The sequence below is a fragment of the Prosthecobacter algae genome (genome assembly GCF_039542385.1).
Lineage (GTDB): Bacteria > Verrucomicrobiota > Verrucomicrobiia > Verrucomicrobiales > Verrucomicrobiaceae > Prosthecobacter > Prosthecobacter algae.
In genome coordinates, this window is record NZ_BAABIA010000001.1 from 72,660 (window position 1) to 97,817 (window position 25,158).

Consider the following 25,158-nt stretch of genomic DNA (forward strand, 5'->3'; position numbering starts at 1 on the left):
GGAGGCCCAAAGGTCAACCTTGGTAGGGGACGATCACAGCGTGATCGTTGGCCCGGTGGGGTACTCGGGCTGGATTTCCGGGCGAAGGCGGTTGCGCAGCCGAGGGTCGTCCAGGGCTTGGTCCACAGCATCCTGGAGGGCGCCGGAAACAAGATCTCTCAAGGTCGGTACAGGGGAGCCGCTGCCTGGCACGTAGGCGCGGCTGCTGCGTTCCCCAGAATAGACGTGGCTGTGGACGATCTGGCCACTGGCAGCATCCAGCACCGTCACGCGAACCCGTGCATAACCGTAGGGGCGCACCAGCATTTGGCAATAGAGGTCCATCACATCGCCTGTCACCACATAGCGGGCACTACGCGGGGCTGTGAGCATGTTGCGAGTCTGTAGGCCGTGACCAAAGGCATTGGTCACCACCTGGCTCACTGGGACGCGGGTTTGCACATACTCTAGGGGGGTGCCGATCTGTGTGCGCACGGTGCCCAGGTCCATCGGGCCGATGCCGCGCTGGTCACTGAAGGGACGGGTGGCAAATTCAGGCTGGCCGGGCTTCACATGGCCGGGGCCGGGGACGTAATCCAGGCTGACCTGGGAAGTCGTGCTGCAGGAAACCAGCGCGAAAACAGATAGCAAAGTGACAAGAGAAAGCAGGCTCTTCATGGTGTCCTGCACGAATAGCTGATGGCGCGGCACTTTCAATGCCACATCTCACCTTCGTCATGTCCTTTAAAAACAAACAGCCCTGCCGGACTTGGCGCTCAGGAAAAAAACCCCCAAAACCTGAAGCCAATTAATTATCCGGCAGGGCCGATTTATGTTTATATTCGGTTCGAACTTATTCAGGCAATCTCAAAAATGATCGCACAGCCAAATTCAGCATCCAGGTGGATACAATGTCATGACAACACCCAGAGAGGTGTGGTGAACGCAGGATTGAAGTTTTTTTTCAGCGTCCTGACGATAGCCCTGGTTGGCACTCTACTGCCCAGCCAGGCCTCCGCCCAAATCGGTGGTGGCGTACGCCAAGTCATCGTGGCCCAGGCCTCTGGGTGGAACTCAAACACGGCGACCTTGCAGGCCTATCAGCGTGCTTCGGCCAATAGCCCGTGGCAGCCTATCCTTGCCCAGCCTGTGCCGATCTTGCTGGGCCGCTCTGGGCTGGCCTGGGGCAGGGGAGTCTTCACACCGCCGAACAATGGCATCCCGCCGAAAGTGGAGAAGGACTGGCGCGCCCCAGCGGGCGTTTTCCAGCTTGGTTCTCTTTTTGGTTATGCTGCCCGGCCCCCTGCGGGCACTCGCTGGCCTTACATTCAGGTCGGTCCCTGGGATGCATATGTGGATGATCCCAAGAACCCGTATTACAACCAGCATGTGCGGGTGGATTCGCAGCGTGTGCCACCCTGGTTTGAAAAGCAGCGCATGCGCCTGGGGGATGCCGCTTACAAATGGATGCTGGAGATTCGCCACAATCAAGGCCCTGCAGCTCCCGGCTACGGCAGTGCCATCTTTTTCCATGTGCGCCGTGGCCCTACCAAACCCAGTGCTGGCTGCTCCACCATGGCGGTGGAAAATTTAGAAAAACTCATCCGCTGGCTGGATCCCCAGGCCTCCCCACATTACGTGCTGCTGCCGAAGGCGGACTATCAGGCCCTCCGCGGTCCTTGGCGGCTGCCTTGAGAGCGGCAGGTATAAAAAAAGCGGAAAGCAAGGCGTCTGAGGCCCGGCTTTCCGCTCATGAGAATGGGATGTCGGCGGGGCTTACTTGGCCGCTGGTTTCCAGTTCTTCACGAACTCCAGGCTCTGCTTGATCTCAGGCAGGCTGGTTTCCCAATTGTGCTCATACTCCACATGGAGAGGGCCGGGATAGCCCTGGGCATGGTATTCGGCCAAGATGGCGGGGATGTCTGATTTGCCGGTGCCGAAAGGCAGATCGTGCGCCTTCGGATTGCCGAATTCGGTCAGGTCCTTCATGTGGCTGTCAAAGATGCGGCCCTTGAGGATGCGGATGCAGTCCACAGGATTCAGCCCGCTACGCACCCAGTGGCCCACGTCTGCGCAGGCACCCATGCGCGGATCGCGGTCTTTCACCAGTTCCAGTACATAGTTAGGGTCCCAGAACAGGTAGGCGCGGTCCAGGGGGCGCTTCGGATGGTTGTGGATCGCCATCTTGATGTCGAATTCCTTCACCAGAGCTTCGATGCCATCCAGGCCCTTGACGTCCGGCTCGGTGATGACGATGCCGATGCCCATGGTTTTGCAAAACTCGAAAACTTTGCGGTCTGCCGCAGCGTCGGCACCCAGTTTGATCACGCCATAACCTACGGCGGTCACGCCCTGCTCGGCCAGCTTGGCCTTCACGGCGGCGATGACTTCGGGGGAGGATTCATGGTTGAAGACCTCGTCCTTCTTTTCAGGCGAGAGCTTCTGTTTCGGATAAAACTCGATCGTTTTGCCACCGGCGGCGGCCGTTTTTTCGATGGCCTCCATCACGGAGAACATGCGGAAGCTGTAAGCCTGGCAGCCAGCGTAAAACTGGCCGACCTTGGCCGTTTCCGGGATCGTCGCGGCAAAGCCGGCGACGGCGAGGAGCAAGAGGGGGAGAAGGAATTTCTTCATGGGCGGAATGGAACGGGGTTGGTAAGGGCTTCTTGCGCCGGAGACGGGCTCCAGACAAAAGCGTTTCCACATTGTGGCGACAAGATGGCGCAGGGCGAATGCGTTTTTTCGATCATGCGCTTTCCCTTTCTTTTTATCCTCCTCGCCGCTCCGGCTCTGGGTCAGCTACCCTCGGCCAAACCCGTGCCGAGGGTGCAGGCGGTGCCCCTGCCTCACCACATCACCTCCTTTCAGCTCGATGGGCGTGAGCTCACGGCCTGTCATTACGATCCCCAGGACATGCGGCCCTTCTGGTACCCCATCCAGGCCTCGCGCGATGTCAGCCTTACCCGAATGGGGCACCCGCACGATCCCCTGACGCACAGCCACCACAACAGCGTGTGGGTGACGCATAACAGTCTCAATGGTCTCGACTTTTGGGGCGACTACGCCAAGAAACAGGGGCGCATTGTCAATGTCGAGGTGTCGCGCGAAGGCTATGAAGACAGCGATGACTTCGCCTCCATGCGCATGGTGAATCACTGGATCAGCGAGGCGGACAAATCAGTGCAGCTCATCGAAGTGCGCCGCACGGAGGTACGCCCTCTGGCGGGGGCCAAGAGCTGGCTCATGATCATTGACCTGGAATACTCGCCGCCCAAGGGTCAGACCGCCACCTTCGGCGCGACCGGCTTTGGCCTCGTGGCCGTGCGTGTGGCGAAAAGCCTGGGTGTGCATGATGGTGGCGGTCGGCTTTTGAATTCCGAAGGCTTGGTGAATGAAAAGGCCATGTTTCGCCTGCCTGCACGCTGGGTGGACTACAGCGGCCGCATCACCAATGAGGACGACGGATTTGCCGGCATGACCCTCATGAATCACCCCATGAACCCACACAACCCCACGGCCTATCACGTGCGCGATGATGGCTGGATGGGGGCCTGCCTGAGCCTGGACACGCCCGTGGAAATCACCGAGGCCAAAAAGCTGCGAGTGCGCTACGGCCTGTGGGTGCATGACGGGCTGCCTGCGAAGGAAGAGATCGAGGCACAGTGGAAGACCTTTTGCGCCCTCCCTGTCGCGGATCTAGGGGATAAAAGACCCCGTTGATCCCTTAGCCTGCCCCTGCTGGGGTAATAAGGGAGAGACGCTTCTTGTTCTCCACGGCGTTCCTGATACTCTGCCGTTTAACGTCATGTCCACCAAAGCGACCCGCATCCTGCTAGCTGATGACCACTCCGTTGTCCGCAACGGCTTCCGTCTTATTTTGGAGGCCCAGTGGGACATGGAGGTGGTGGGTCAGGCCTCCAATGGCCGCGAGGCGGTAGAGCTGGCAGAAACCCTGCAGCCCGATGTAGCCGTGATGGATGTCACGATGCCGGAGCTCAACGGTATCGAAGCCACCCGACGCATGGAAAAGGTGTCCCCGAAGACCCGTGTGCTGGCCCTCTCCATGCACAAGGATGCGGTCTATGTGCGCGAAATCCTGCGTGCTGGAGCCCGCGGGTACCTGCTCAAAGACTGTAGCGAGGCGGATTTCCTCACGGCGGTGCGAGCCGTGGCCGTGGGCAAAGGCTACCTCAGCCCCGAAGTTTCCGATGCTGTGCTGGATGACTATCGCAAGCACGTTACCAACCCGATCGACCTCCTTTCCACCCGCGAGCGTGAGGTCCTGCAAATGATCGCCGAGAGCAAGACCAACAAGGACATTGCCAATGCCCTCAACCTCAGCGTTTACACGGTGGAGGCCCATCGTGGCCGCATTATGGAAAAGCTAAACCTGCACTCGGTGGGAGAACTGGTGCGCTTTGCCCTGCGCAACGGGCTCATTGACTGAGCCTCAGCATGACCAGCTTCATCTTTCCCTTCAACCGGCGGATCGGTGAGAGATCTGTCCTCTGGGGGCTCATCATTGGCTTTGGCCTGGTGGTGATTCTTCTGGGCATCGCCGGCCTGGTGGCGGTGCGGGACAGCCATGCCATCCGTAAAAATGCAGCCCGGCTTGTGCAGGAGCAGTTGTTGGTAGCCCGTCTCCTGCATGAGGTACAGGCTGAGGAGGATGCCCTGGCCCTCATCGTTCACCGCATCGTCAGGGAGGTGGGCATGGAGGATCGTGTGGCCCGGATCGAAGATCTGAAGAAGGCCGATAAAGCTGTGGCCAAGCTGGCCCATGAGGCCCGCCCTACCGTCCATGCGCCTGACTGGCAGCACCTGGCCAAAGCGACCCAGGTCTTTTCTGAAAAAGCCCGGATCTCTTTGGAAAATGGCGAGCCTACCTCGCGCATCCATATGGAGGAGCTGATCTCCAGCCATGAGGTGGTGGTAAAGCTCATTCACGATCTCATTCTGCACAGCACCAAACATCTGGCGGAGGTGGACAAGGAGATCGGCCTGCAACTTCAGGATCTGGCGGACGAGTCCGCTTTTTTGCTGGGTTCCTGCCTACTGCTTTCGGGCATCTGCGCCACCGGAACGATTCTTTTTGTTAGGCATAGCATCCGACGTATCGAATGGCAGCAGGACGAACTGAGCCGCGTCTCCTGGCACATGCTGCAGACACAGGAGGAAACGGCGCGGCGCTTTTCCCATGAACTGCATGATGAACTGGGCCAGTCTCTCGCGGCGGTTCGGTCCAATCTGGTGCGGCGGGTGGATGAAAACTTCGAGGACCGTCGCGCGGACTGTGTGCTGCTGGTGGACCAATCCATCGCCAACGTGCGGGAGCTTTCCCAACTGCTGAGGCCCGTGATTCTGGATGACTTTGGCCTAGATGCCGGGCTGCGCTGGCTGACGGAAAAATTTGCCCAGCGTGTCCAGGTGGAAATGACCTATGACTCCCAGCTTGAAACCCGCCTGCACAGCGACCTGGAGACCCACCTCTTCCGTATCGCCCAAGAGGCGCTGACCAACATTGCCCGCCACTCCAAAGCCACCGAGGTCAAGGTCATGTTGGTGACGGAACTAGACCAGGTGCAGCTCATCGTCGAAGACAATGGCAGTGGCCTGCCGACCAACCGTGAACATTCCCGCCAGAGCCTGGGCCTCACCGGAATGAGGGCCCGCGCCCGCGAGTGCGGTGGCAGTCTGGAACTACAGCCCGTGAAACCTCACGGGCTGCGTATCTTCGTCAGCACACCCATCCGCTTGGCGGAGGACTAAAAGTTCACCTGCACCTGTGCGTAGCCAAACTGCGCCGTATCGCTGGCCCCCGTTTGCGCTAAGTATTTGCCAGCAAAAAACACGCTGTACCCGGCCTGGAGAGCCACATGCGCATTGAGTTTGTAATAGGCGTTCAGGTCCACCTCTTGTCCGCGAAAGCTGCTGGCGCGGCGGGCATCGGCATTGACCGGACGCACGGTGGAGGTGGTGTTGGCCCCATACCAGGCATCGTTGTTTGTGGCATTCCAGTAGAGGTTATAGTCCAGAGTCAGCTTAAGCGTGCTCGTTGGTTGGATGGAAAAATTGAGCTGCGGATTTTGCAGGTTCATCCAGCCGGTGGTGTCCATAAATCCATAGAGGGCATGGTTGCCAGGGAACATGTTTTGGAAGGTGTTGTTGTCGCCATCCGTGGCATCGTCGTCTCCGCTGGCGTAGTTGTATTGCACGCCCAGTCGTGGCTTCCAGGTGTGGTGAAAGTTGTAGCCAGTGCCCCAGTGTCCGGCGAAGGCCAGATGATCCAGTCCGGCCACGCGGCCATACTGCACGGCCATCTCCATCTCATAGTCCCAGTTGTGTAGCTTTTTGGGGTCGCCTTTCATCAGGGTGCCCAGTGTGAAGAAATTCGTCTTGCCCACCGCGCCCAAGGGCGCTCCGGCGGCCCCGGCGGCTTTGTTGGCCTGCTCGTTCAGCAGGTAAAAGTCCGTCACGTTTTGCCAAGGGATGAGGGACTTTGAAGAGAAGTAAAGGCCGCTGACGATGGCGTTTCGCGCTTCACGGGTGCTAAAATAGTCTGACTCGTTCCAGCGGTTGTTGACGAAGTTCACTGGGCTGCCCACAAAGAGGTCTAGCGTCCAGGTTTCCTGGGCATAGCGCAGACGCAGGGCATCCCAGGCGCGGGTGGGGTTGGACCATTGGGGGTTACCCAGCAGGCGTTGGTCGCCATAGTTCAGGGGCTGGCGGCCTGCACGCAGGCTGAGTCCGTCGGCATCATGGCCAAAGTCGGCCCAGGCTTGCAGCACGTCGAAGACATCGTCCCCATCGGCGCCGAAGCTGCCGATGTTGTTGGGTCGGCTGCCGCCGATCTCGCGGATGTCCTGGCCCTGAACATAAAATTTGAAGCATGAGGTAGGCGTCACCAGCATGCCCAGACGGAAGCGTGTCAGCAGCCAGGCCGCATCCTGCGGGCCATTGACCGAGCTGTCGAAATCATAGTTGTTATCTCGCACTTCCAGACGGCCTTTGAGTTCTGTGTCGAAGGTGATTAGATCGGTTCTGGCCACGGTTGGCAACGGGTCTGGAAGGTCGGCTAGTTTGCCTGCCTGAGCAGTGAGTGACAGGAGCGCCAGGGCGGCAAGGACAAGGCATTGGCGGAAAATTTGGTTAGGCTTCATGTTGATCAACGGGGGGATTTGGGCATGAGGATTCCTCCCGGGCCGTAGGTGGGTCCGGGAAGGATCTAAAAAGGAGTGGGGGGATTAGGCGCGCTGCCTCAAAAGACGTGCAGCCTGAGGATGCTCGGACACGGGCAAGTGATCTTCAAGCCCTTCGATGATGAGCTCCCGGTTCTCGAGTTTCCAGTCCTGCACCATCTCTTCCAGCTTCTTCATCACCGAGTGGTCCACCAAGTGGGTTTTAGAGAGGTCCACTTTGACTTTGGAGTGCTGGGAAAGGCCAAGGAGTTGCTTGCGCAGTGACAGCCAGTTGCTGAAGACAGCGGCCTTTCTGACCGTGATCACCGGGTGGCCGACTGCTTCGTCATGAACCAACTCCGCATGTGGAACGAACAGGTTGCCCAGGCTGGTGCCACTGATCATGTGCAAGATCAATTTCATCAAGATGCCGAAGGCGATGCCGATGAGGAGGTCCGTGGCCAAGGTGGCAATCATTGTGCACAGGAAGATCAGCAACTGGCCTTTGCCCACATGCCACATGTGATAAAACTCCTTGGGAGAGGCCAAGTTGTAGCCAGTGAATACCAACATGGCTGCCAGGGCGGCGAGTGGGATCATGTTCAGCAGCCAGGGTACGCTGGCCACCAGTATCAGCAGTAGGGCTCCATGCCAAAAGTTGGCCCAGCGTGTGCGGGCCCCATTGTTGCGGTTGGAGGAGGAACGAACGATTTCAGAGATCATCGGGATGCCGCCGATGAAGGAGACCAGCGTGTTGGCCACGCCCACGGCCAGGAGGTCGCGGTTCAGATTGGTGCGGCGCTGCCATGGGTCCAGAAGATCAATCGCCTTGGCGCTCAGCAGGGATTCCAGCGTGCCCACGAGGGCATACATGATGATCCATTTCAGGCTGGCAAGGCTCAGCAGGCCGGAGAAATCCGGGTGGGTGATGGCCTTCAGCATGTTGCCCGGCAGGGTCACCAGGTTCTTTGGGCCCACGGAGTATTCATGACCATGAAACTGGTACATGTGTTCATGGGCGATGTCGAAATACACTGCCAGCGGGGTGGCGATGAGGAGCACCAGCATCGGCCCGGGGATGGCCTGCACCAGTTTGTTTTTGATGAACAGGCGGCCAAACAAAAGCAGCAGGGAAATGGCACCGATGAGGGCGATCTCCGGATTCATGTGCATCAGGCTTTCGGGGATTTCTGCCAGTAGTTCCAGTGGCTCCTTGGCATGGGCGGCTACGCCCAGTGCCACATGAACCTGCTTGGCCACGATGATCACACCGATGGCGGCTAGCATCCCGTGAACAGCTGCTACGGGGAAGAACTCGCCGAGCGTGCCCAGGCGGAAGGCCCCGAACAAAATCTGGATGATGCCGGCGACCGCACCCACGGCCAGGGCCTTTTCATACCCGAGCTCTTGCACGGAACCCAGGACGATGATGATCATGCCGGCGGCAGGACCTTTAATGGTGAGTTCCGAATTGCTCAGAAACGGGGTCAGTAGGCCACCGATGACGGCAGTGAAAATGCCTGCGATAGGAGGGACGCCGGAAGCGATTGAAATACCCAGGCACAAAGGCAGGGCGATGAGGAAGACAAGAAAGCCGGAAACAAGGTCGTTTTTCAGATACTTCTGAAAGCCGGTGAAATTTCCAACTGGGACTGGGCCGGGTGGCTTAACAGAAGGTGCTGTGGGGGCTGACATGTGGGATGGATTTGTGGACGTCAACATAGACGCAGCCCCGCTGCTCAAATCCCATCCCCTCCGCAGGGTAAATTACACCCTATTTCAGGGGGTCCCCTCTTCAGGGCGATAATACCCCCTGAAGAGGGGATGGTGCGGGTTGCCATCATCGCGTTACTTCTGTGTACTGACTCATGAGCGCGCCTTCCCCCTCCACTTCTTGCGACTGTCACGGTCACGCTACAGGCACGACATCCGGAGATGCAGGGCAGCACCTCGCTCACCTTCTCGATCACGCGGCGCATTACCTGCCTGCCCAGGGGCCCATCGGTGTCTTCATTCATCATAACACGCTGCACGCCTTCCAGCACCAGCCCTTTGAGCAGGCGATTGTAGAAGCCGCTCAGATCTTCAAGACGGAGCCTTACCTGTCTGAAGAGGCCTACCAAAAAGAACGTCAACGTGGGCGCATCCTAGATCAGGACATTGACGCCGCTCTCCGGGATGAGCCGGATGCGGAGATCATTCCCGGCCGCCTCAGCCGCCGCCAGCTCCGCCGCGCCTTGCTGATCCCGGGTGTCCGCCGTGTCAATCGCCGCAACATCGCCTGGCATGTGGAGGAGGGGGACATGCTGAGCGCCTTCCGCAACGACCTCGATCCTCTCGCTGCCCGCTCCCTGGCCACCGACACGCCCCGGGCACTGTGGGAGGTGTGCACGCGCCGCTACAAGCCGCAGCCCGCGCTGGTTCTCCCGAGGCTAACTCGTCCGCGTGAGGCTGTTCTCATCAGCCATGGGGTGGATCTCGACCTCGTCGTCCACCCTCCGCTTATCCGGCTCACGGGGGCCTACCTGGACCAGGGCATCGCCTACTGGCCCATGCCTTTGCGCGAGGAGGGGCTGCTCCAGGCTGCGCGCAAAATCATCTCCCTGCCGTTTTCTGTTTACCCCGCCCATCTCAGCCGCATTGGCGAAGTGTTTGCCGACCAGGAAAAGCGCGGACTGGGTGCCATTGAGGTCGTGAACGAAATGTTGGTTAAACTCGGTTTGCCAGAATCCGAGTGGCAGGACTACATCGTAGCAGAGCTCCTGCCACTGGCGGGCTGGGGCGGTCTGGTGCATTGCCTTGAGAAAGATCCCTCGCTGGCCCCGCATGACCGCGTGCGCTGCTCCCTCATGGAGTTTCTGGCGCTGCGCCTCACCTACACGGCTGTGGCCCTGCAAGATATTGTCGGCGACACCACCTCCTGGCGACGGCAGAAGGCTCGGACTGTCTCTCAGGACCCGCTCACACATCAGGCGCGGCTGTATGATGCCGCCCAGCTTCTGGGACTGCCCAGCAAGGAGCTGCAGGAACTCCCGGAGGCGACCTTTGCCCTGCTTTGCGAGGAGCTGGAGGCCTGCCATGAGATCGAACGCCGCCGCCTCCTGCACATCGCTTATGAGCGCCGTCATGAACGGCAAATCCTCATTCCGCTGGCGAAACATCGCGCCCTCCCGCGTATCGGGCCGGATACCTGCCGCCTCGCAGCCCAGGTCATGTTTTGCATTGATGAGCGGGAGGAGTCCATCCGCCGGGCCTTGGAGGAGATCGACCCCAGCATCGAAACCCACGGGGCCGCAGGCTTCTTTGGCTGTGCCATTGACTATACCGGCATTGATGATGCCCATGGCGTGGCCCTATGCCCCGTTGTGGTCAAACCTGCCCATGAAGTGCGGGAGAGGGCGATTGACGGGCACTCACACACCGATAAAAAGCGTCAGTCCCTGCGCCGTGCCTGGGCCAAGATGGTGCGCCATAGTTACATCTCCTCCCGCACCTTGGTGCGTGGTTCGTTGAGCACCGCCTTTCTTGGTTTCTTCAGCCTGTTCCCCCTCGCCCTTCGTGTGCTCAGCCCACTGGCTTATGCACGCCTCATGGGAAAGCTGAATGACATTTTCCTGCCAGAGCCTCGGACGGAGCTCTCCTTCATGCGTGACGACGCCACGTCGAAGGATGCCACCACCGGGCTTTTGCAAGGCTTCAGCACCCAGGAAAAAGCCGACCGTGTGGCCGGAGTACTGGGTCCTGCGGGCCTGCATAAAGGTCATGCGCGACTTGTAGTCGTGTTAGGCCACGGATCCACCAGCCTGAACAATCCGTTTGAGTCCGCCTATTGTTGTGGGGCCTGCGGAGGCCGCAGTGGTGGCCCCAATGCCCGCGTTTTTGCAGCGATGGCCAATCGGCCCGTCGTCCGGGAAGCCTTGAAAGAGCGCGGCATTTTCATTCCAGACGACACCTGGTTTGTGGGCGGGTATCACGATACCTGCAACGATAACATTGATCTCTACGATCTCGATTCTGTTCCTGCTTCTCACAAGGAAGACTTGAACCGCGTCCGAGATCAGTTGGACCGGGCACGTGCCATGAGTGCGCATGAGCGCACACGCCGCTTCGAGGCGGCCGATCCTGGCCACAACGTAGCTGCAGGCCTTCGCCACGTGCAGGAGCGCTCGCAACATCTGGGTGAGCCCCGTCCCGAATACGGTCACTGCACCAATGCCGTCACCGTGGTAGGACGCCGCACCTGCACTAAGGGGCTATTTTTGGACCGTCGTTCCTTCCTGGTCAGTTATGACGCTTCCCATGATCCTCAGAACAAATCGCTGGCGGCCTTGCTGGGCGCTGTGATCCCCGTGTGTGCAGGCATCAGTCTGGAGTACTATTTCTCTACCGTGGACAATGAAGGCTACGGTTGCGGGACTAAGCTGCCTCATAACATCACGGGTCTGCTGGGAGTGATGAATGGCTTCCAGGGAGACCTTCGCACGGGGTTGCCTTTACAAACAGTGGAGATTCATGAGCCGGTCCGAAACCTGTTCGTGATTGAGGCGCAGCCGAAAAATGTGATGGCGGTCATCCTTGCCAGCCCACTGCTGAAAGAGTTTCTGGTGAACCGCTGGATCCGTCTTGCCACCATGGACCCGGATGATGGTCACATCGAAATCTATCGGGACGGGGTGTTTGAAAGACTGGAAGGCGACGAAGAGCCTCTGCCTATGGCCACCTCCTCCATGGCCTACTACTCCGGCAAAATGGAGCATCTGCCAGTGGCCCGCATTGATCCGCACCTCACGCAGGCTGCGTGATCGCCCTCGTCTTCCTTTTTTGACTTTGCTCTTCCATGTCTCCTGAAAAACTCACTCTTTTCGTCGTAGCCCTGCCCGGCGTCTTCTTCCTCCTCATGGGGCTGGTCTGGCTACTGGGCGGTCATTTGCCGGAGCGCGTCATCGCCCGGCTGACCAAAGCCGCCTATGCCCTGCTCACCGTCGCGGTCGGCTTCATCGGCTGGCAGATGTGGCAGTCGGGCACTTCCTCCATCCAGATCTCATTGGGGGATTGGTTCCAGGTGGATCACTACGGCTTCCCGCTGTCCTTTTTGGTGGACAGGCTTTCGCTGCCCATGATGGCTATCACGATTGTGCTGGCAGGCATTGTCGGCTCCTTCTCTGTGCGTTACCTGCACCGGGATCCGGGCTTTAACCGCTTTTTCCTGCTCCTGCATCTTTTCACCTTCGGGGCACTGCTGGTCTTTACCGCAGGGTCTCTGGATCTGCTGATGGCAGGCTGGGAGATCGTCGGCATCACGGCGGTGTTGCTGGTGGGCTTTTTTCAATACCGGCGTGAACCTGTGCGTAATGCGCTGCGGGTCTTTGGCATCTACCGCATTGCGGATGTCAATCTCCTGATGGCCATCTTTTTGGCGCATCATTGGTTCGGCACGGCTGCCTGGACGGGGATGTTCAGAGGGGAATGGCCGGGGCATGTGAACAATCTGGACGGCGCAGTCGCTACCGTGATTGCGGTGCTGCTGATCTTTGCGGCATCAGGCAAATCTTCCCAGGGGCCGTTCTGCGGGTGGCTGCCACGGGCCATGGAAGGGCCCACACCCTCCAGCGCCGTTTTTTACGGGGCCATCTCCGTCCATGCGGGGGCTTACCTGCTGTTGCGGATCGAGCCGCTGATCCGCAGTTCATGGATCGCCACCTGCCTGGTCATCTTCATCGGCCTGACGACCGCCGTGCTGGGCACCCTGGTCCACCGCACCTGTGCCGATGCCAAGACCTCCCTGGCCTATGCTTCGCAGACTCAGTTGGGCATCATTTTTGCCGAGATAGGCCTGGGCTGGACCACTCTGGCCATCTTCCACATCGCTGGTCATGCGATGGTGCGCACCATGCAGTTCCTGCGCGCGCCTTCCATGCTCCATGACTATCACCGTGTGCATGCCGCAGCGGGCGGGCACATCGACCCCACCGGTGAGCACTACGAATCACTGCTCCCCAAATCAGTGCAAATGTGGTTATACCGCGTCGCCCTCGGGCGTGGTTTTTATGACAGCATTCTGGACCGCTTTGTCATCGCCCCGGTGAAAAAGGCGGCCTCTGCGCTAGGTGTCTTTGAATTGGGTGGCCGAGACAACACCGACGTCTGATTTTTTTGATTTCATGGACTCCTTATCTTTCCCTTTTCTCAGTGTCGGCCTGGCTTCTCTGCTGGTGGGTGCCGGTGTGGTCCTCGCCTCCGGCAGTGCCACCGTGGCACGTCCGCGTGCAGTGGTCTTTGCGTTGCTTTCCCTGGCAGGATTTCTGGCCGGAGGTCTGGAAGTCATCGCAGTACCTGGCTCGCCCGGTTTGCTGGATCCGCTGCTGCCCTGGCTTGAGGCCGATGCGCTGAATGCGGTGCCCATGATTTTCTTTGGGTGCCTCACCTTGTTTTTCCTCCTGCTCGCTCCCAAACGGGATTCCGATGGCCGCCAGCTTGCCGGGATGCTCATCATCGCCTTTGCCACCCTGCTGGCCTTTGCGGGGGGGAATCTCGTCGTCATGGTCGTCGGCTGGTGGCTGGCCGGGCTGCCCTTTTTGCTGGGCCTTTTTGGGCCATTGCGTGGCCAGCGGCTGGCGCAGGGGTTTCTTCTTGCCAGTTGCATCGCGCTGACGGCGGCCGTGGTTCTCCTGCATAACATCGAGATTCAGGACCTTTCGCACGCCAGCGTGCTGGCTTTCAGCCTACTGATCCTGGCAGTGATCTTGCGCAAGGGCATTACACCCTTCCATTCCTGGCTGGTCAGTGGATTTGAGCACGGGCCTCTGCTGCCCACGGCGCTGCTTTTTAATGGTCACCTCGGAGCATTGCTCATCGCTCGCAGTGAGGCGGTGGCGCTACCGCTGACGGCTCGCCACGCGCTGGACATCCTCTGCATGGCCGCCCTGGTCACGGCCCTGATCACTAGCCTGCGCGGTTGTGTGGAAAAGAAGCCGCGCCGCCTTCTGGCCTACATCTGCGTCAGCCAGGCCAGCTTCATCCTGGCGGGTCTGGCCACGGCCAATGCGCAGGGCGTCACGGGGGCGCTGCTCCACTGGCTCGTCGTCGCAGCAGCCTCCTCTGGGCTGATCTGCATCGTGCGGGTGATCGAGGTGCGTGTCCGCGATGCGGCGGATCCTTCCGAGCACCTTGGCCTCGCGGTCCGGGCTCCCCGTCTGGCCACGTTCTTTCTCATTTGTAGTCTTGCCCTGGCCGGTCTGCCTGGCACGCTTGGCTACTGTGCAGAGGACTTGTTGTTTCACGGTTCTTTGGAAAGCCACCCCTGGCTGGGTATCACCCTGCTGCTGGCTACAGCCTTCAATGCTATCCACCTCATCCGTCTCTTTGGCCTGTTGTTTCTCGGCGTCCTGCCGAAGCACGTCATTGACATCCCCGATGCGCTTCCTCGCGAGCGCTGGCCCCTGGCCGCCTGCATTGTGTTTCTCATCGCCGGCGGGCTGGCTCCCACGGTTGTGATCGCTTGGCGGGCCCCAGCGGCCAGGGCCATGACCGAGGCCATCGGAGCGAAATCTGCACACTGACCGCAATCGCGGAGCCGTAATCCGCCTTGCGCCCGGCCCTGGGTGGCCGAAGCTTTTGGGACCTACCCCCAAAAGTCCATGAACGCACGCAACATTGCTCTCACCCTCGTCATCGCCTCGCTTGGCTATGGCATCTGGTTTTATCATTCGGACGCGGGCCGTCTCCGGCAGGAGATGGACCAACTGAAATCCGCCCAGGAACTGGCCCTGCAGGCCAAGGATGAGGAAATGCAGCGCAGCCTTGCCGCCCAGAATGCCCAGCATCAGGCCACCCTTCAGAGCCTGAATGACGAGTATGACAAGAAGCTCGTTGGCATGCGCCAGGAGCAGCGCCAGCAGATGGCCAGCGCCTACAAGGAGTTCGAAAATATTTTCTCCGGCAACAAGCAGACCATCGAGTACATCAATCTTCTGGAAGGCAAGGTGAAGGCTGGGCAGGCCCTGTCCAAAAACGAAGTCGAGAGGCTGACGGTCATCACCAGCGGCATCAGCTTCCTACAAAAGCAGTACCAGAAGCCCATGCAGGAATTTTCCGCCCTGCAGGAGTACTTTGAGTCTGCTTCCAAGCGCCCCAATGAAAAGCCCAAGTCCAACTTTGGTTTCTTCAAACGCATGTTCAGCAAGGACTTCCGCGAGGCCGAAAAGGAACACCTGCGTGAGGAAGGTGCCCGCCGCGCCTTCACCGAAGCCCAAGGCAAATTTGAAACCGTCTATGCCTCCGCCCAGCGCTCCATGCGCAGCGTGAACATGGATGCGGATGCGCAGATCAAGAAGCTCAACGAACTGACCGAGGACAAAAAGATCGCCAATGCCGAGAACCTGTCCTCGTTTTTTGACAAGGCCCGCCAGGCGCTGCGCACCCACCAGGATGTGCTCGACTTTGAGCCTGCCGAGATCCCGCAGCCACCCCGGGTCCAGCCCTGATTTCCTTGGCAAGTAATGCTTGCCTGAATGCGTATTTTTCTGCCAGGCTCATATCCTTTTTATGGAAACCAACTCTTCTGTCTCCTCGCGTCGCGAGTTCCTCAAAACCACGGGCAAGACATTCGCCGGACTGTCAGCCCTGTCTGGCGTCACCCTGCCTCACGTCCATGCGGCCGGGAATGACACCATCAACATTGCCCTCGTCGGTTGCGGCGGTCGTGGCACTGGCGCTGCCAGCAACTCCATGGGGGTGAAGCAGTCCACCCGTCTCATCGCCATGGCCGATGTGCAGGAAAACCGCCTGGAGGCCAGCTTCAACGGTCTCAGCGCCAAGCATCCAGACCGTTTCTCCGTTTCGGCGGACTCGAAGTTCATCGGCTTTGATGCCTACAAGAACGCGATTGATATGCTGAAGCCCGGCGATGTCGTCGTGCTCGCCACCCCGCCAGCCTTCCGCTGGGTGCAGTTCAAATACGCCATCGAAAAAGGCGTGAACGTGTTCATGGAAAAGCCTATCTGCGTGGACGGCCCTAGCGGCAAGCGCATGCTGGAATTGGGCAAGGAAGCGGAAGCCAAAGGACTGAAAGTCGGCGTCGGCCTCATGTGCCGCCACTGCCGTGTGCGCGGCGAGCTTTTTGACCGCATCCAGCAGGGCGAAATCGGCGATATCATCCTTGGCCGCGCCTATCGTCTCCAGGGCCCAGTGGGCACCTGTTTTACCCTGCCGCGTGATCCCAAGACGGACTCGAGTGAACTCGTCTGGCAGATCAAAAACTTCCACTCCTTCCTCTGGGCCAGCGGTGGTGCCTTCAGCGATTTCAACATCCACAACATTGATGAAATTTGCTGGATGAAGAATGACTTCCCGATCGAAGCGAAAGCCACCGGCGGCCGCACGGAGCGTGGTGACCACATTGACCAGAACTTCGACCATTACAGCGTGGAATACACCTTCCGCGACGGCAGCAAATTCTGGCTGGAAGGCCGCAACGCGATGAAGACGCACAATGAGTTCGCCTCCTACGTGCATGGCAGCAAAGGCATGGCCGTCATCTCCACCGCCGGTCACTTCCCGTCCCGCGCGATGACCTTCAAGGGGCAGAACAAGAACCCAAAGGAAATCATCTGGCGTGGTCCGAAGCAGGAGCCCAATCCGTATGACATGGAGTGGGAAGACCTCATTGACGCCATCGTCAACAACAAGCCTTACAACGAAGTCGAGCGTGGAGCCAAGGCCAGCCTCGTCACCGTCATGGGCCGCATGTCTGCCCACACGGGCCAGTTGGTGACCTATGACCAGGTCGTCAATCACGACCATGAGTTTGCCCCGAATGCGGACAAGCTGTCCCTGGATGGCCCTGCGCCTCTCCTGGCAGATGCGAATGGCAAATACCCGATCCCGTACCCAGGCCGCCACGGCATGTACGAGTACGTGGTGGGTGCCTAATCGCCGCGCTGGAAACTCCAAAAAAGAAAGGCACCGGGAAAACCCCGGTGCCTTTTTTAATGCTGAACGGTGGAGGTGGCTTAGCCCACCTTGGTCCAGGCTGCATTGGCTTTGCTAGAAGCCACCACAGCATCAATGAAAGCCATGCCACGGATGCCATCTTCGATCTTCGGGAAATCGTTCTCGATGGCGGTCGGTTCACGGCCTTCCAGGCGTGCACGGATGGTGTTGGAAAAGTTCTTGTAGATGTTGGCAAAACCTTCCAGGTAACCCTCAGGGTGCGCTGGCGGTGTGCGGCTGCCCGCTGCTGCTGCGGCACCCAGATAACCATTGGCGGTGCGATAGACCTGCATCGGCTGGTCCAGCCACTTGACCAACATGGTGTTAGGCTCCTTCTGGTGCCATTCGAGGCTGCCTTTTTCACCATACACGCGGATGTTGAGGTTGTTCTCCTCACCCACGCTGATCTGGGAGCAGTGCAGCACGCCCTTGGCCCCGTTTTCAAAGCGCAGTAGGATGTTGGCATCGTCATCCAGCAGACGGCCTTCCACGAAGGTGGAGAGGTCGGCGGCGAGTTCGCTGATCTTCAGGCCGGAGATGTATTCGGCTAGGTTTTCCGCATGGGTGCCGATGTCACCCACGCAGCCGGCTGCGCCGGACTTGGTCGGGTCGGTGCGCCAGGCCGCTTGCTTCTGGCCGCTTTCTTCGACTTTAGTGGCCAGCCAGCCCTGTGGGTATTCCACCACGACTTTGCGGATCTTGCCCAGCACGCCGTTGTGCACCATCTCGCGGGCCTGCTTCACCAGCGGGTAGCCCGTGTAGTTGTGGGTCAGGCCATAGAGCAGGCCAGTTTTTTCCACCAGCTTGCCCAGCTCCTTGGCCTCGTTGAGGTCAAAGGTGGCAGGCTTGTCGCTCAGTACGTGAAAGCCGTGCTCCAGCGCCATTTTGGCCGGGGGAAAGTGCACGTGGTTGGGGGTCACGATGGCGATGAAGTCCATGCGTTCGCCTTCAGGCAGGGCGGCCTCGGCCTTGATCATTTCTTCATAGCTGCCGTAGCAGCGGTCTGCCGGGAGGAAGAAGTCGGCACCGCTGTCCTTGGACTTTTGCGGGTCGGAGGAGAAGGCACCGCAGACAAGTTCGATCTGCTGATCAATTGCGGCTGCGATGCGGTGCACCGCACCGATGAAGGCGCCGCGTCCGCCGCCGACCATGCCATAACGAATTTTCCGGCTCATAAACAGGTGTTCTGGTTTCTTGGGTTAGATTGAAAAAGGAGCGCGATTGTGGCGCAGGCGCACCGGGTGGGTCAAGGGCGTTGCAGGGCTTTTGAGCCCGGAACGGGATCGTGCATGCCTTCAGACGTTGCTTCCAGGGCGGGTTGCCGTTTAAGATGCCGTCATGGCTCCCCGAAAAAGCAAAAGTGCTTCTGTTTCCCCAGAACAGGTCAGTCGGTTGGAAGACTTGCCTAACATTGGCAAGAAGCTCGCTGCCGATCTGCGACGAATCGGAATTGCCCAGCCTCAGGACCTCATCGGGAGGGATCCTTTGGCCATGTTTCATGAGCTTGCTCCGGTCATGGGCCATCGTCATGATCCCTGCGTTTTCTACACATTGCTCGCGGTGAGGCATTTTTTACAGCATTCGGAAGCTCTCGGTTGGTGGAAATTTACCTTGGAGGGCAAGGAAATTCTGAGGCGCTGAAATGCAAAATGCGAATGTCCGGGATAAGTGCATGAAAAGGCCAAAAACTTGAATAGCGGCCAATAGGAAGAGGTCAAAACTGGCGCTATGAAAACCTCATTTATTTCCTCAATTCGGGCATGGGGCATTGCCGCTCTGGCAGCCATGTGTGTTTTTGCCTTCCCTGTGAGTTCGGACGCGCGTGACCATCGTCACCACGGCCATCACTACAGCCGTGTGCACCGTGGGCATCATCATCACCATTACCCGCGTTACCGCAGCCATCGCGTGATTCGCAGCCCTTACTACAGCTATCCACGTTCCTCGGGCTTCGTCATCACATTGGGCAACGGTTATGCTGGCCGCGGTTATTACTATGGCCCGCCACGCCGCTCCTACTATTCCCGCCAGCCCGGCGTGGTCTATTACAGCCGTCGCGGCCTGGTGCCATCCAGGTATTGGTAAAGGCTGAATCCAGAGGGCCGTCGGCACCCGACGAGCTGACGGCCCTTTTGGTTAGGTAAGCGCCATCCTGAATAATGACTCTCCAAGATAGAACCGAAAAGAACAGAAGATTCGAATAAACAACGAAGCCCTTCGATCCAACTCAATGCTTATGAAAACTCCCTTTTACAAATCGACCCGGACTTTAGGTGTGGCCGTCCTGGCTGCTCTCAGCATGCTGGCCCTGACGCCAGATGCTTCGGCCAAAGACAAGGATGACCGCCGCGGTCCCAGCAAAAAACCTTCGAGCAGCTCCCGTAGCTGGTTTGGCGACCGCAACCGTGGTCACGACAACCATCGTCATGATGACGATGACCGCCGCCGCTTCTTCTCACATCCTCGCACGTCCTGGGGCGTCACGCTGGGCAACGGTTATGCAGGTCGCGGTTATTACTATGGCCCACCGAATGCCACCTACTACTACCAGGGTACGGGTGTCTCTTATTACAGCAGCCGCGAGCGTGTGCCCTATGACTACTGGCGTGGAGCCCGTCTGGCCGAGATGAATGCCGCCGTGCAGTCAGAGCTTCGCCGTCGTGGTTATTACCGTGGACCGGTGGATGGCCGTCTTGGCCCAGCCTCGAAATCGGCCATCTCCCGTTACCAGTCCTCTCGTGGTCTGGCCGTGACAGGCAATGTGAACAATCAGACTTTGAGTGCACTGGGCATCCGCTAAGGGTATCAAGGTCAACTTGTCAGATTCAATCAAAGCCGACGGTTTTCACCGTCGGCTTTTTGTTTCCGACTGAGGAGAAATTACTTCAAGGCTGCTTCTTCGCGCGCCCACGCATCGGCCTCGATCAGTGTCGCGAGGTCTGGATGCTGGATGACCTGATGTTTTTCCATCACCCGCGCCACCGTCTGCCAGATGGCGGGAAAGGTGGTGCGCTCGTTTAGGAATGCCTCCACCGCCACTTCATTGGCCGCATTGAGCACGGCTGGTAGGGTGCCGCCCACCTCCCCCGCATGGCGGGCCAGGTCCAGGGCAGGGAAGTCATGGGTGCGTGGTGCCTCGAAGTGCAGAGAGGCAATTTTGGCAAAGTCCAGCGGCCGTAGGTTGTTCGGCACCCGGTCCGGCCACGTCACGGCATACTGGATGGGGAAGCACATGTCGCTGTGGCTGAGCTGCGCAATGACGCTGTTGTCCACAAACTCCACCATGCTATGGACGATGCTTTGCGGGTGCACCACCACCTCGATTTGGCTCATGGGCACGTCGAAAAGCCAGCGCGCCTCGATCATTTCCAGGCCCTTGTTAAACAGCGTGGCAGAATCAATCGTGATCTTCCGGCCCATGCTCCAGGTGGGATGTTTCAGGGCTTGGGCCACGGTTACGTGAGGCAGTTGATCTGCTGGCAACTGGCGGAAGGGGCCGCCGCTGGCCGTGACCAAAAGCCGCCGTACATCGCTGGAGCGGTGCCCTTCCAGGCATTGGAAGATGGCATTGTGCTCACTGTCCACGGGCAACACGTTCACGCCCTTGCGTCGGGCCGCCTCCATCACCGCTTCGCCGGCCATCACCAGGATTTCTTTGCTGGCCACGGCCAGGTGTTTTCCAGCTTCAATGGCGGCCAGGGCCGGGGCCAGGCCGGCCACGCCCACGATGGCCACCAGCACCATGTCGGCATCACTGGTCTGCACCAGATCCACCAGTCCCTGGGGGCCCACATGCAGGGTCACATCCGCAGGTAAAAGGGGGCGGGCCAGCGCGGCGGCGGCTTCATCGGTCAGCGCCACTTGCTTCACTCCGGTCTCCTGCACCTGGCGCACCAGGGCTTCCACACTGCGGGCGGCGGCCAGTCCCACCACTTCCATGCGGTCTGGGATGTCCCGGGCCACCTTCAGCGCACTCGTGCCGATGGATCCCGTGGAGCCAAGAAGCAGGACTTTGCGCGGCGGGGTGGTCTGGGCTGAGGGCGCGGTGGGGGAAGGCATCAGGAAGAAAAAGCGTGGATGGGTTTGGCCGATGCCGCTGGATTTCTCAACTCCAATTTCGCACTCTTACCGCCTCTTTAGGCGCTGATGGCTTCCAGGTAAAAATAAAACACCGGTGCGGTGAAGAGCAGACTGTCTGTCAGATCCAGGATGCCACCGATGCCAGGGAAGGCGTGGCCGGAATCCTTGATGGACGTGCAGCGTTTGATCACGGACTCGGCCAGATCTCCCGTGATGCCTGCTGCGCAGAGCACGGGCGCTAGGATCAGGCCATGCAGCCAGTTCAGGGGGAGTAGTTCCACGGGCTTCCACCAGAGCATGATCACCGCCGCGAGGAAGGACGTCACAAAGGCCCCCACCAGACCTTCCCAGGATTTGGCCGGGCTGATGTGGGGGATCATCTTGTGCTTCCCGAAAACGACTCCGAAGGCATAGGCCCCCATGTCACTGAACTTCGTCACCATCACCAGGTAAATCACCAGAAAAAGCCCGGTGGGGTTCTGGCCATCACCATTGAAATACATGAGGCGGGCGATGAAGCCGAAGAAGATCACGGTATAGACCACGCCGAAGACCGTAGAGAAAATGCGCTGCAGGGTCACCGTGCCTTCGAGCTGGTGCCGATAACAAAGCAAAAAGGCCCCATGCACACTGGTCGTCAGCGCGGCCAGTTCCAGCCACATCGGCGGTGCTTGCTTCTGGGTCATCACCCACCACGTCATGGTGGCCCAGTAGGCCAGGCAGATCGTCAGCCCGAGCATGTTAAAGGAACGCGCCTGGGCATCGATGCGCAGCAGCCGAAAATACTCCACCGCGCCAGCGACTCCGAAGAATCCGGTGAGGGCGATCAACAGCCAATTTTTTTCCCACTGCACCGCTGCCCAAATGATGGCCCACAGGATCAGCGTGCTGAACAGCCGGGACATAAAGACACGGCGCTTGCTCGGGGGTGGGGCTGCGGCGGTGTCTTGGCTCATGCGATCAGGTTCCGAGGGCGGGGAAGCGGGCAATTAAGAGCAGTTGCCGGGGAAACTGCAAACATCATTCGGAGGTGAGTTCAAGGATGGGCCGAACCAATACGAAAAAGACGTCTTCTAGCCGAATTTCAAAATCATTCTAAAACTTGGCACGGATATCGCTCAGATATCTCTCACGAACACCGACCGGAGAAAATCACAAATGATTGTCTCTGGTCGTTGCAATCCCGCCAAACCACACATCTAATAGCGACAGCCATGAAAAAAGTCGAAGCGATCATCAAGCCCTTCAAACTCGAGGACGTCAAAGAAGCTCTCTCTGAAGTGGGAGTGGAAGGAATGACCGTCGTAGAGGTCAAAGGATTCGGCCGCCAAAAAGGCCACACAGAAATTTACCGTGGTTCTGAATACACGGTGGACTTCCTTCCGAAGGTCAAGATTGAGGTCGTCGTCGAAGACGCCCGCAGCGAGACCGTCGTTGATGCCATCGTCAAGGCGGCCAACACCGGCAAGATCGGTGACGGCAAAGTCTTCGTCAGCGATGTGATCGAAGCCGTCCGCATTCGCACGGGCGAGCGTGGTTCGGACGCCATCTCCGGCTCCTAATTTCCTTTTCTGACAACAACCATTCTGGCAGACCCGCTCCGTATCACGGTGCGGGTTTTGCTTTTCTAGGATAGCCTCTAGGCTGCTGTACTGGGAGGGGTGACGTCATCGTCACGCATAAGTTCTTCACATAAATCCAATTCATTGTGAATAAATGGCTTGTTGCCTGCTTTACAAACTGGCAGCCTGTAAACGCCCGTGATTCAAATTCAAAAATCACACTGTGGACCGACAGACCTGGCATCCCAAATGCGCCAGGTGAAAAGACTAACCCCCTCGGGCAAGTCCACGCCTAACCAATAACCCAACCACACTCATGGACCGCGACGATCATCCTGCCAACGTAGCTCCAACCTTCCTTGACAACGTCAATCTGGGCTCAAGTCAGCACGTCCTTCGATCTCCCTCTGCCCGCAAGCGCAAGTCCGCCTCCAGCCACCGTCACTCCGCCACCCCGGTCGGCACCAAGACCTTTATCCTGGACACCAATGTCCTCCTTCATGACCCCGCCTGCATCCATCGCTTTGCTGAGCACCATGTCTGCATTCCGGTAGATGTCCTCAGTGAGCTGGACCGCTTTAAAAATGAGATGACTGAGCGCGGTGCCAATGCCCGCGAGGTGCACCGCGCGCTGATGAAGACCTTTTCCGCCCCGGATGCCTCCGTCACCGATGGGGTGAAGACCGCCGGCGGTGGCAATATCCGTGTCCTGATCTATGACCCTGAAGCCGCCAAGCAGGTGGCCAGCGTCCGCGAGTTTGAGCGCATCTTCCCGAACATCGACAAGGTGGACCACCGCATCCTCGCCTGTGCCCTCTGGCTGCGCGAGCAGATCAGCCCGCCGGTGATTCTCGTCAGCAAGGATCTCAACATGCAGCTCAAGGCCCGCGCTGTGGGCATCGAGTGTGAAGACTATCTGCATGATAAGGTGGAGCCACGCGAGGTTTCCAACTTCGACATTGCCCGCCTGGATGTCAGCCCGCATGAGCTGCAGCGCTTTGCCAGCAGCGGCAAGCTGTCCGTTTCCGCCAATCGTTTGGGCGATGCCGTGGCCAATGACTACATGCTGCTCATGGCCGGTGAAAAGACCTCCATGCCGGCCAAGCTCAATGCCCATGGTGAACTCGTGCGGTTGCTGCATACGCCAGAATCCATCAAGGTGGGGCAGGGGCGCAACATCAAGCCGATGAACCTCGGCCAGGCCTGCTTGCTGGATGCCCTGCTGGATCCGGAGATCAGCCTCGTCACCTGCTATGGCCAGGCTGGCACGGGCAAGACTTTGCTCGCCGTCGCCGCTGGTCTTTCCCAGGTCTTTGGCCGCACCTACAATGGCCTCACCGTTAGCCGCCCCATCGTCGCCATGGGGCAGACCGTCGGCTTCCTGCCCGGCTCCCTTCAGGAGAAGATGCGCCCCTGGCTGCAGCCCGTGTATGATGCGCTGGACCTGCTGATGCGTCCGGTAGATAGCCAGCAGGGACCGCAGCGGAAAAAGAACCGCTTCCTGCCGGACAGGTCTCCTGCCCAGCCGGAAAGCGCGGCTCCGTATGACAGTCTGATCCAGCAGGGGGTTATCGAAATCGAAGCACTCTGCTACATCCGTGGTCGCAGCATCCCCGACCGCTTTTTCATCCTGGATGAGGCCCAGCAGCTCACCCCGCTGGAGGCAAAAACGGTGGTCACCCGCATGTCGCGAGGCTCCAAGCTCGTTCTCGTCGGGGATCCGGCCCAGATTGACAATCCTTATGTCGACAGCCGCTCGAACGGCCTGGTATACACCCGCCAGCGCATGCGCGGGCAGCCATTTGCCGCCCACGTGCCACTGGCCAAAGGGGAGCGCAGTCCGCTGGCGGAGGCTGGCGCACGTCTGCTTTAAGCAAAAAGGACCATTCTGGAAAAAATAGCTGAAACTGTGTGAGAGGCCCCGCGTTTAATGGCGCGGATGGGTCAGTTGATCTCAACCCCCTCTGCAAAACCAAACAGAACACACGCACAATCATGAAAGCGATCACCACGATCCTCTCCGTACTGGCCCTTGCTAGCTTCACCCTGAACGCCGCCGAAGGCGACGCTCCGAAGAAGCCAAAAATGGACCCAGAAAAAGCCTTCGCCAAGCTGGACGCCAACAGCGACGGCTCCATCACCAAAGAAGAGTGGGCTGCTTCCCCACAGGCCAAGAAAGACGCTGCCAAGGCTGAAAAAGCCTTCGCTGGTAAGGACAAGGACAAGGACGGTAAGCTGAGCAAAGAAGAGTTCACCGCCGCTCCTAAGAAGAAGAAAAAGGACGCCTGATGCCTTTGAAAGCGACGATCCAACCCGCCGCTTTCATTTTCAAGCCGTACCCTTTCACGAGGGTGCGGCTTTTTTGTTTA

General features: G+C 59.0%; 22 protein-coding genes. 15 read left to right on the forward strand and 7 right to left on the reverse strand.

Going from position 1 to position 25,158, the window contains the following annotated elements; genetic code table 11:
• Positions 1 to 33: 33 nt before the first annotated feature.
• Positions 34 to 657: a hypothetical protein gene (locus ABEB25_RS00280; protein WP_345734368.1), complete on the reverse strand. Its 624-nt coding sequence runs from the start codon at positions 655 to 657 to the stop codon at positions 34 to 36.
• Positions 658 to 930: 273 nt separating this feature from the next.
• Between ABEB25_RS00280 and ABEB25_RS00285 the strand changes: the two genes are divergently transcribed.
• Positions 931 to 1,674 carry a L,D-transpeptidase family protein gene (locus tag ABEB25_RS00285; protein WP_345734369.1) on the forward strand — a complete coding sequence of 248 codons (744 nt, stop codon included), beginning with the start codon at positions 931 to 933 and terminating at the stop codon, positions 1,672 to 1,674.
• 81 nt (positions 1,675 to 1,755) lie between these two features.
• Here ABEB25_RS00285 and ABEB25_RS00290 read toward each other — a convergent pair whose 3' ends face one another.
• The gene (locus ABEB25_RS00290) at positions 1,756 to 2,613 is read right to left on the reverse strand and encodes a sugar phosphate isomerase/epimerase family protein (RefSeq protein ID WP_345734370.1); all 858 of its coding nucleotides are present in this window, start codon (positions 2,611 to 2,613) and stop codon (positions 1,756 to 1,758) included.
• 114 nt (positions 2,614 to 2,727) lie between these two features.
• On the opposite strand from ABEB25_RS00290, the gene ABEB25_RS00295 reads away from it, so the two are divergent.
• The 3 genes from ABEB25_RS00295 to ABEB25_RS00305 all read left to right on the forward strand — a co-directional run bounded on the left by ABEB25_RS00295 (position 2,728) and on the right by ABEB25_RS00305 (position 5,748).
• Positions 2,728 to 3,699 carry a DUF6807 domain-containing protein gene (locus ABEB25_RS00295; RefSeq protein WP_345734371.1) on the forward strand — a complete coding sequence of 324 codons (972 nt, stop codon included), beginning with the start codon at positions 2,728 to 2,730 and terminating at the stop codon, positions 3,697 to 3,699.
• A gap of 85 nt (positions 3,700 to 3,784) precedes the next feature.
• Positions 3,785 to 4,426 carry a response regulator gene (locus ABEB25_RS00300; protein WP_345734372.1) on the forward strand — a complete coding sequence of 214 codons (642 nt, stop codon included), beginning with the start codon at positions 3,785 to 3,787 and terminating at the stop codon, positions 4,424 to 4,426.
• A gap of 8 nt (positions 4,427 to 4,434) precedes the next feature.
• Positions 4,435 to 5,748: a sensor histidine kinase gene (locus tag ABEB25_RS00305; protein WP_345734373.1), complete on the forward strand. Its 1,314-nt coding sequence runs from the start codon at positions 4,435 to 4,437 to the stop codon at positions 5,746 to 5,748.
• Here ABEB25_RS00305 and ABEB25_RS00310 read toward each other — a convergent pair.
• Together ABEB25_RS00310 and ABEB25_RS00315 are read right to left on the reverse strand one after the other, a co-directional pair.
• A complete protein-coding gene (locus ABEB25_RS00310) occupies positions 5,745 to 7,139 on the reverse strand; it encodes an alginate export family protein (RefSeq protein ID WP_345734374.1) in 1,395 nt (464 codons plus the stop codon). The two genes, ABEB25_RS00305 and ABEB25_RS00310, sit on opposite strands and share 4 nt — an antisense overlap.
• Positions 7,140 to 7,223: 84 nt before the next feature.
• Positions 7,224 to 8,852: a SulP family inorganic anion transporter gene (locus ABEB25_RS00315; RefSeq protein ID WP_345734375.1), complete on the reverse strand. Its 1,629-nt coding sequence runs from the start codon at positions 8,850 to 8,852 to the stop codon at positions 7,224 to 7,226.
• A 173-nt stretch (positions 8,853 to 9,025) separates the two neighbouring features.
• On the opposite strand from ABEB25_RS00315, the gene ABEB25_RS00320 reads away from it, so the two are divergent.
• The 5 genes from ABEB25_RS00320 (at position 9,026) to ABEB25_RS00340 (ending at position 17,087) form a co-directional block, all read left to right on the forward strand.
• A complete protein-coding gene (locus tag ABEB25_RS00320) occupies positions 9,026 to 11,959 on the forward strand; it encodes a YbcC family protein (protein ID WP_345734376.1) in 2,934 nt (977 codons plus the stop codon).
• A gap of 35 nt (positions 11,960 to 11,994) precedes the next feature.
• Positions 11,995 to 13,305 carry a proton-conducting transporter transmembrane domain-containing protein gene (locus ABEB25_RS00325; protein WP_345734377.1) on the forward strand — a complete coding sequence of 437 codons (1,311 nt, stop codon included), beginning with the start codon at positions 11,995 to 11,997 and terminating at the stop codon, positions 13,303 to 13,305.
• 13 nt (positions 13,306 to 13,318) lie between these two features.
• Positions 13,319 to 14,716, forward strand: coding sequence for a proton-conducting transporter transmembrane domain-containing protein (locus tag ABEB25_RS00330; RefSeq protein WP_345734378.1), 1,398 nt, complete (start codon positions 13,319 to 13,321; stop codon positions 14,714 to 14,716).
• 78 nt (positions 14,717 to 14,794) lie between these two features.
• Positions 14,795 to 15,640 (forward strand): hypothetical protein, encoded by an 846-nt coding sequence (locus tag ABEB25_RS00335; protein ID WP_345734379.1) that lies wholly within the window; start codon positions 14,795 to 14,797, stop codon positions 15,638 to 15,640.
• A 61-nt stretch (positions 15,641 to 15,701) separates the two neighbouring features.
• Positions 15,702 to 17,087, forward strand: a complete 1,386-nt coding sequence (locus ABEB25_RS00340; RefSeq protein ID WP_345734380.1) for a Gfo/Idh/MocA family protein — start codon at positions 15,702 to 15,704, stop codon at positions 17,085 to 17,087.
• Positions 17,088 to 17,167: 80 nt separating this feature from the next.
• Here the strand turns inward: ABEB25_RS00340 and ABEB25_RS00345 are convergent, their stop codons facing one another.
• On the reverse strand, positions 17,168 to 18,322 hold the full coding sequence (locus ABEB25_RS00345; RefSeq protein ID WP_345734381.1) for a Gfo/Idh/MocA family protein: 1,155 nt from the start codon (positions 18,320 to 18,322) through the stop codon (positions 17,168 to 17,170).
• Between the two features lie 163 nt (positions 18,323 to 18,485).
• Here ABEB25_RS00345 and ABEB25_RS00350 point away from each other — a divergent pair, with 163 nt between their 5' ends.
• From ABEB25_RS00350 to ABEB25_RS00360, 3 genes are all read left to right on the forward strand, one after another.
• Entirely contained in the window at positions 18,486 to 18,788 is a 303-nt protein-coding gene (locus ABEB25_RS00350) for a helix-hairpin-helix domain-containing protein (RefSeq protein WP_345734382.1), read from the forward strand.
• Between the two features lie 87 nt (positions 18,789 to 18,875).
• On the forward strand, positions 18,876 to 19,232 hold the full coding sequence (locus ABEB25_RS00355; RefSeq protein WP_345734383.1) for a hypothetical protein: 357 nt from the start codon (positions 18,876 to 18,878) through the stop codon (positions 19,230 to 19,232).
• A gap of 151 nt (positions 19,233 to 19,383) precedes the next feature.
• Positions 19,384 to 19,947 carry a peptidoglycan-binding domain-containing protein gene (locus ABEB25_RS00360; RefSeq protein ID WP_345734384.1) on the forward strand — a complete coding sequence of 188 codons (564 nt, stop codon included), beginning with the start codon at positions 19,384 to 19,386 and terminating at the stop codon, positions 19,945 to 19,947.
• A gap of 80 nt (positions 19,948 to 20,027) precedes the next feature.
• Here ABEB25_RS00360 and ABEB25_RS00365 read toward each other — a convergent pair whose 3' ends face one another.
• Both ABEB25_RS00365 and ABEB25_RS00370 read right to left on the reverse strand, forming a co-directional pair.
• Positions 20,028 to 21,206 carry a 1-deoxy-D-xylulose-5-phosphate reductoisomerase gene (locus ABEB25_RS00365; RefSeq protein WP_345734385.1) on the reverse strand — a complete coding sequence of 393 codons (1,179 nt, stop codon included), beginning with the start codon at positions 21,204 to 21,206 and terminating at the stop codon, positions 20,028 to 20,030.
• Positions 21,207 to 21,283: 77 nt separating this feature from the next.
• Positions 21,284 to 22,183 carry a phosphatidate cytidylyltransferase gene (locus ABEB25_RS00370; RefSeq protein ID WP_345734386.1) on the reverse strand — a complete coding sequence of 300 codons (900 nt, stop codon included), beginning with the start codon at positions 22,181 to 22,183 and terminating at the stop codon, positions 21,284 to 21,286.
• 258 nt (positions 22,184 to 22,441) lie between these two features.
• On the opposite strand from ABEB25_RS00370, the gene ABEB25_RS00375 reads away from it, so the two are divergent.
• The 3 genes from ABEB25_RS00375 (at position 22,442) to ABEB25_RS00385 (ending at position 25,078) form a co-directional block, all read left to right on the forward strand.
• On the forward strand, positions 22,442 to 22,789 hold the full coding sequence (locus tag ABEB25_RS00375) for a P-II family nitrogen regulator (protein WP_133793193.1): 348 nt from the start codon (positions 22,442 to 22,444) through the stop codon (positions 22,787 to 22,789).
• A 316-nt stretch (positions 22,790 to 23,105) separates the two neighbouring features.
• Complete coding sequence (locus ABEB25_RS00380) at positions 23,106 to 24,662, forward strand: PhoH family protein (protein ID WP_345734387.1); 1,557 nt, start codon at positions 23,106 to 23,108, stop codon at positions 24,660 to 24,662.
• A gap of 122 nt (positions 24,663 to 24,784) precedes the next feature.
• Positions 24,785 to 25,078, forward strand: coding sequence for an EF-hand domain-containing protein (locus tag ABEB25_RS00385; RefSeq protein ID WP_345734388.1), 294 nt, complete (start codon positions 24,785 to 24,787; stop codon positions 25,076 to 25,078).
• The last annotated feature ends 80 nt before the right edge of the window (positions 25,079 to 25,158 follow it).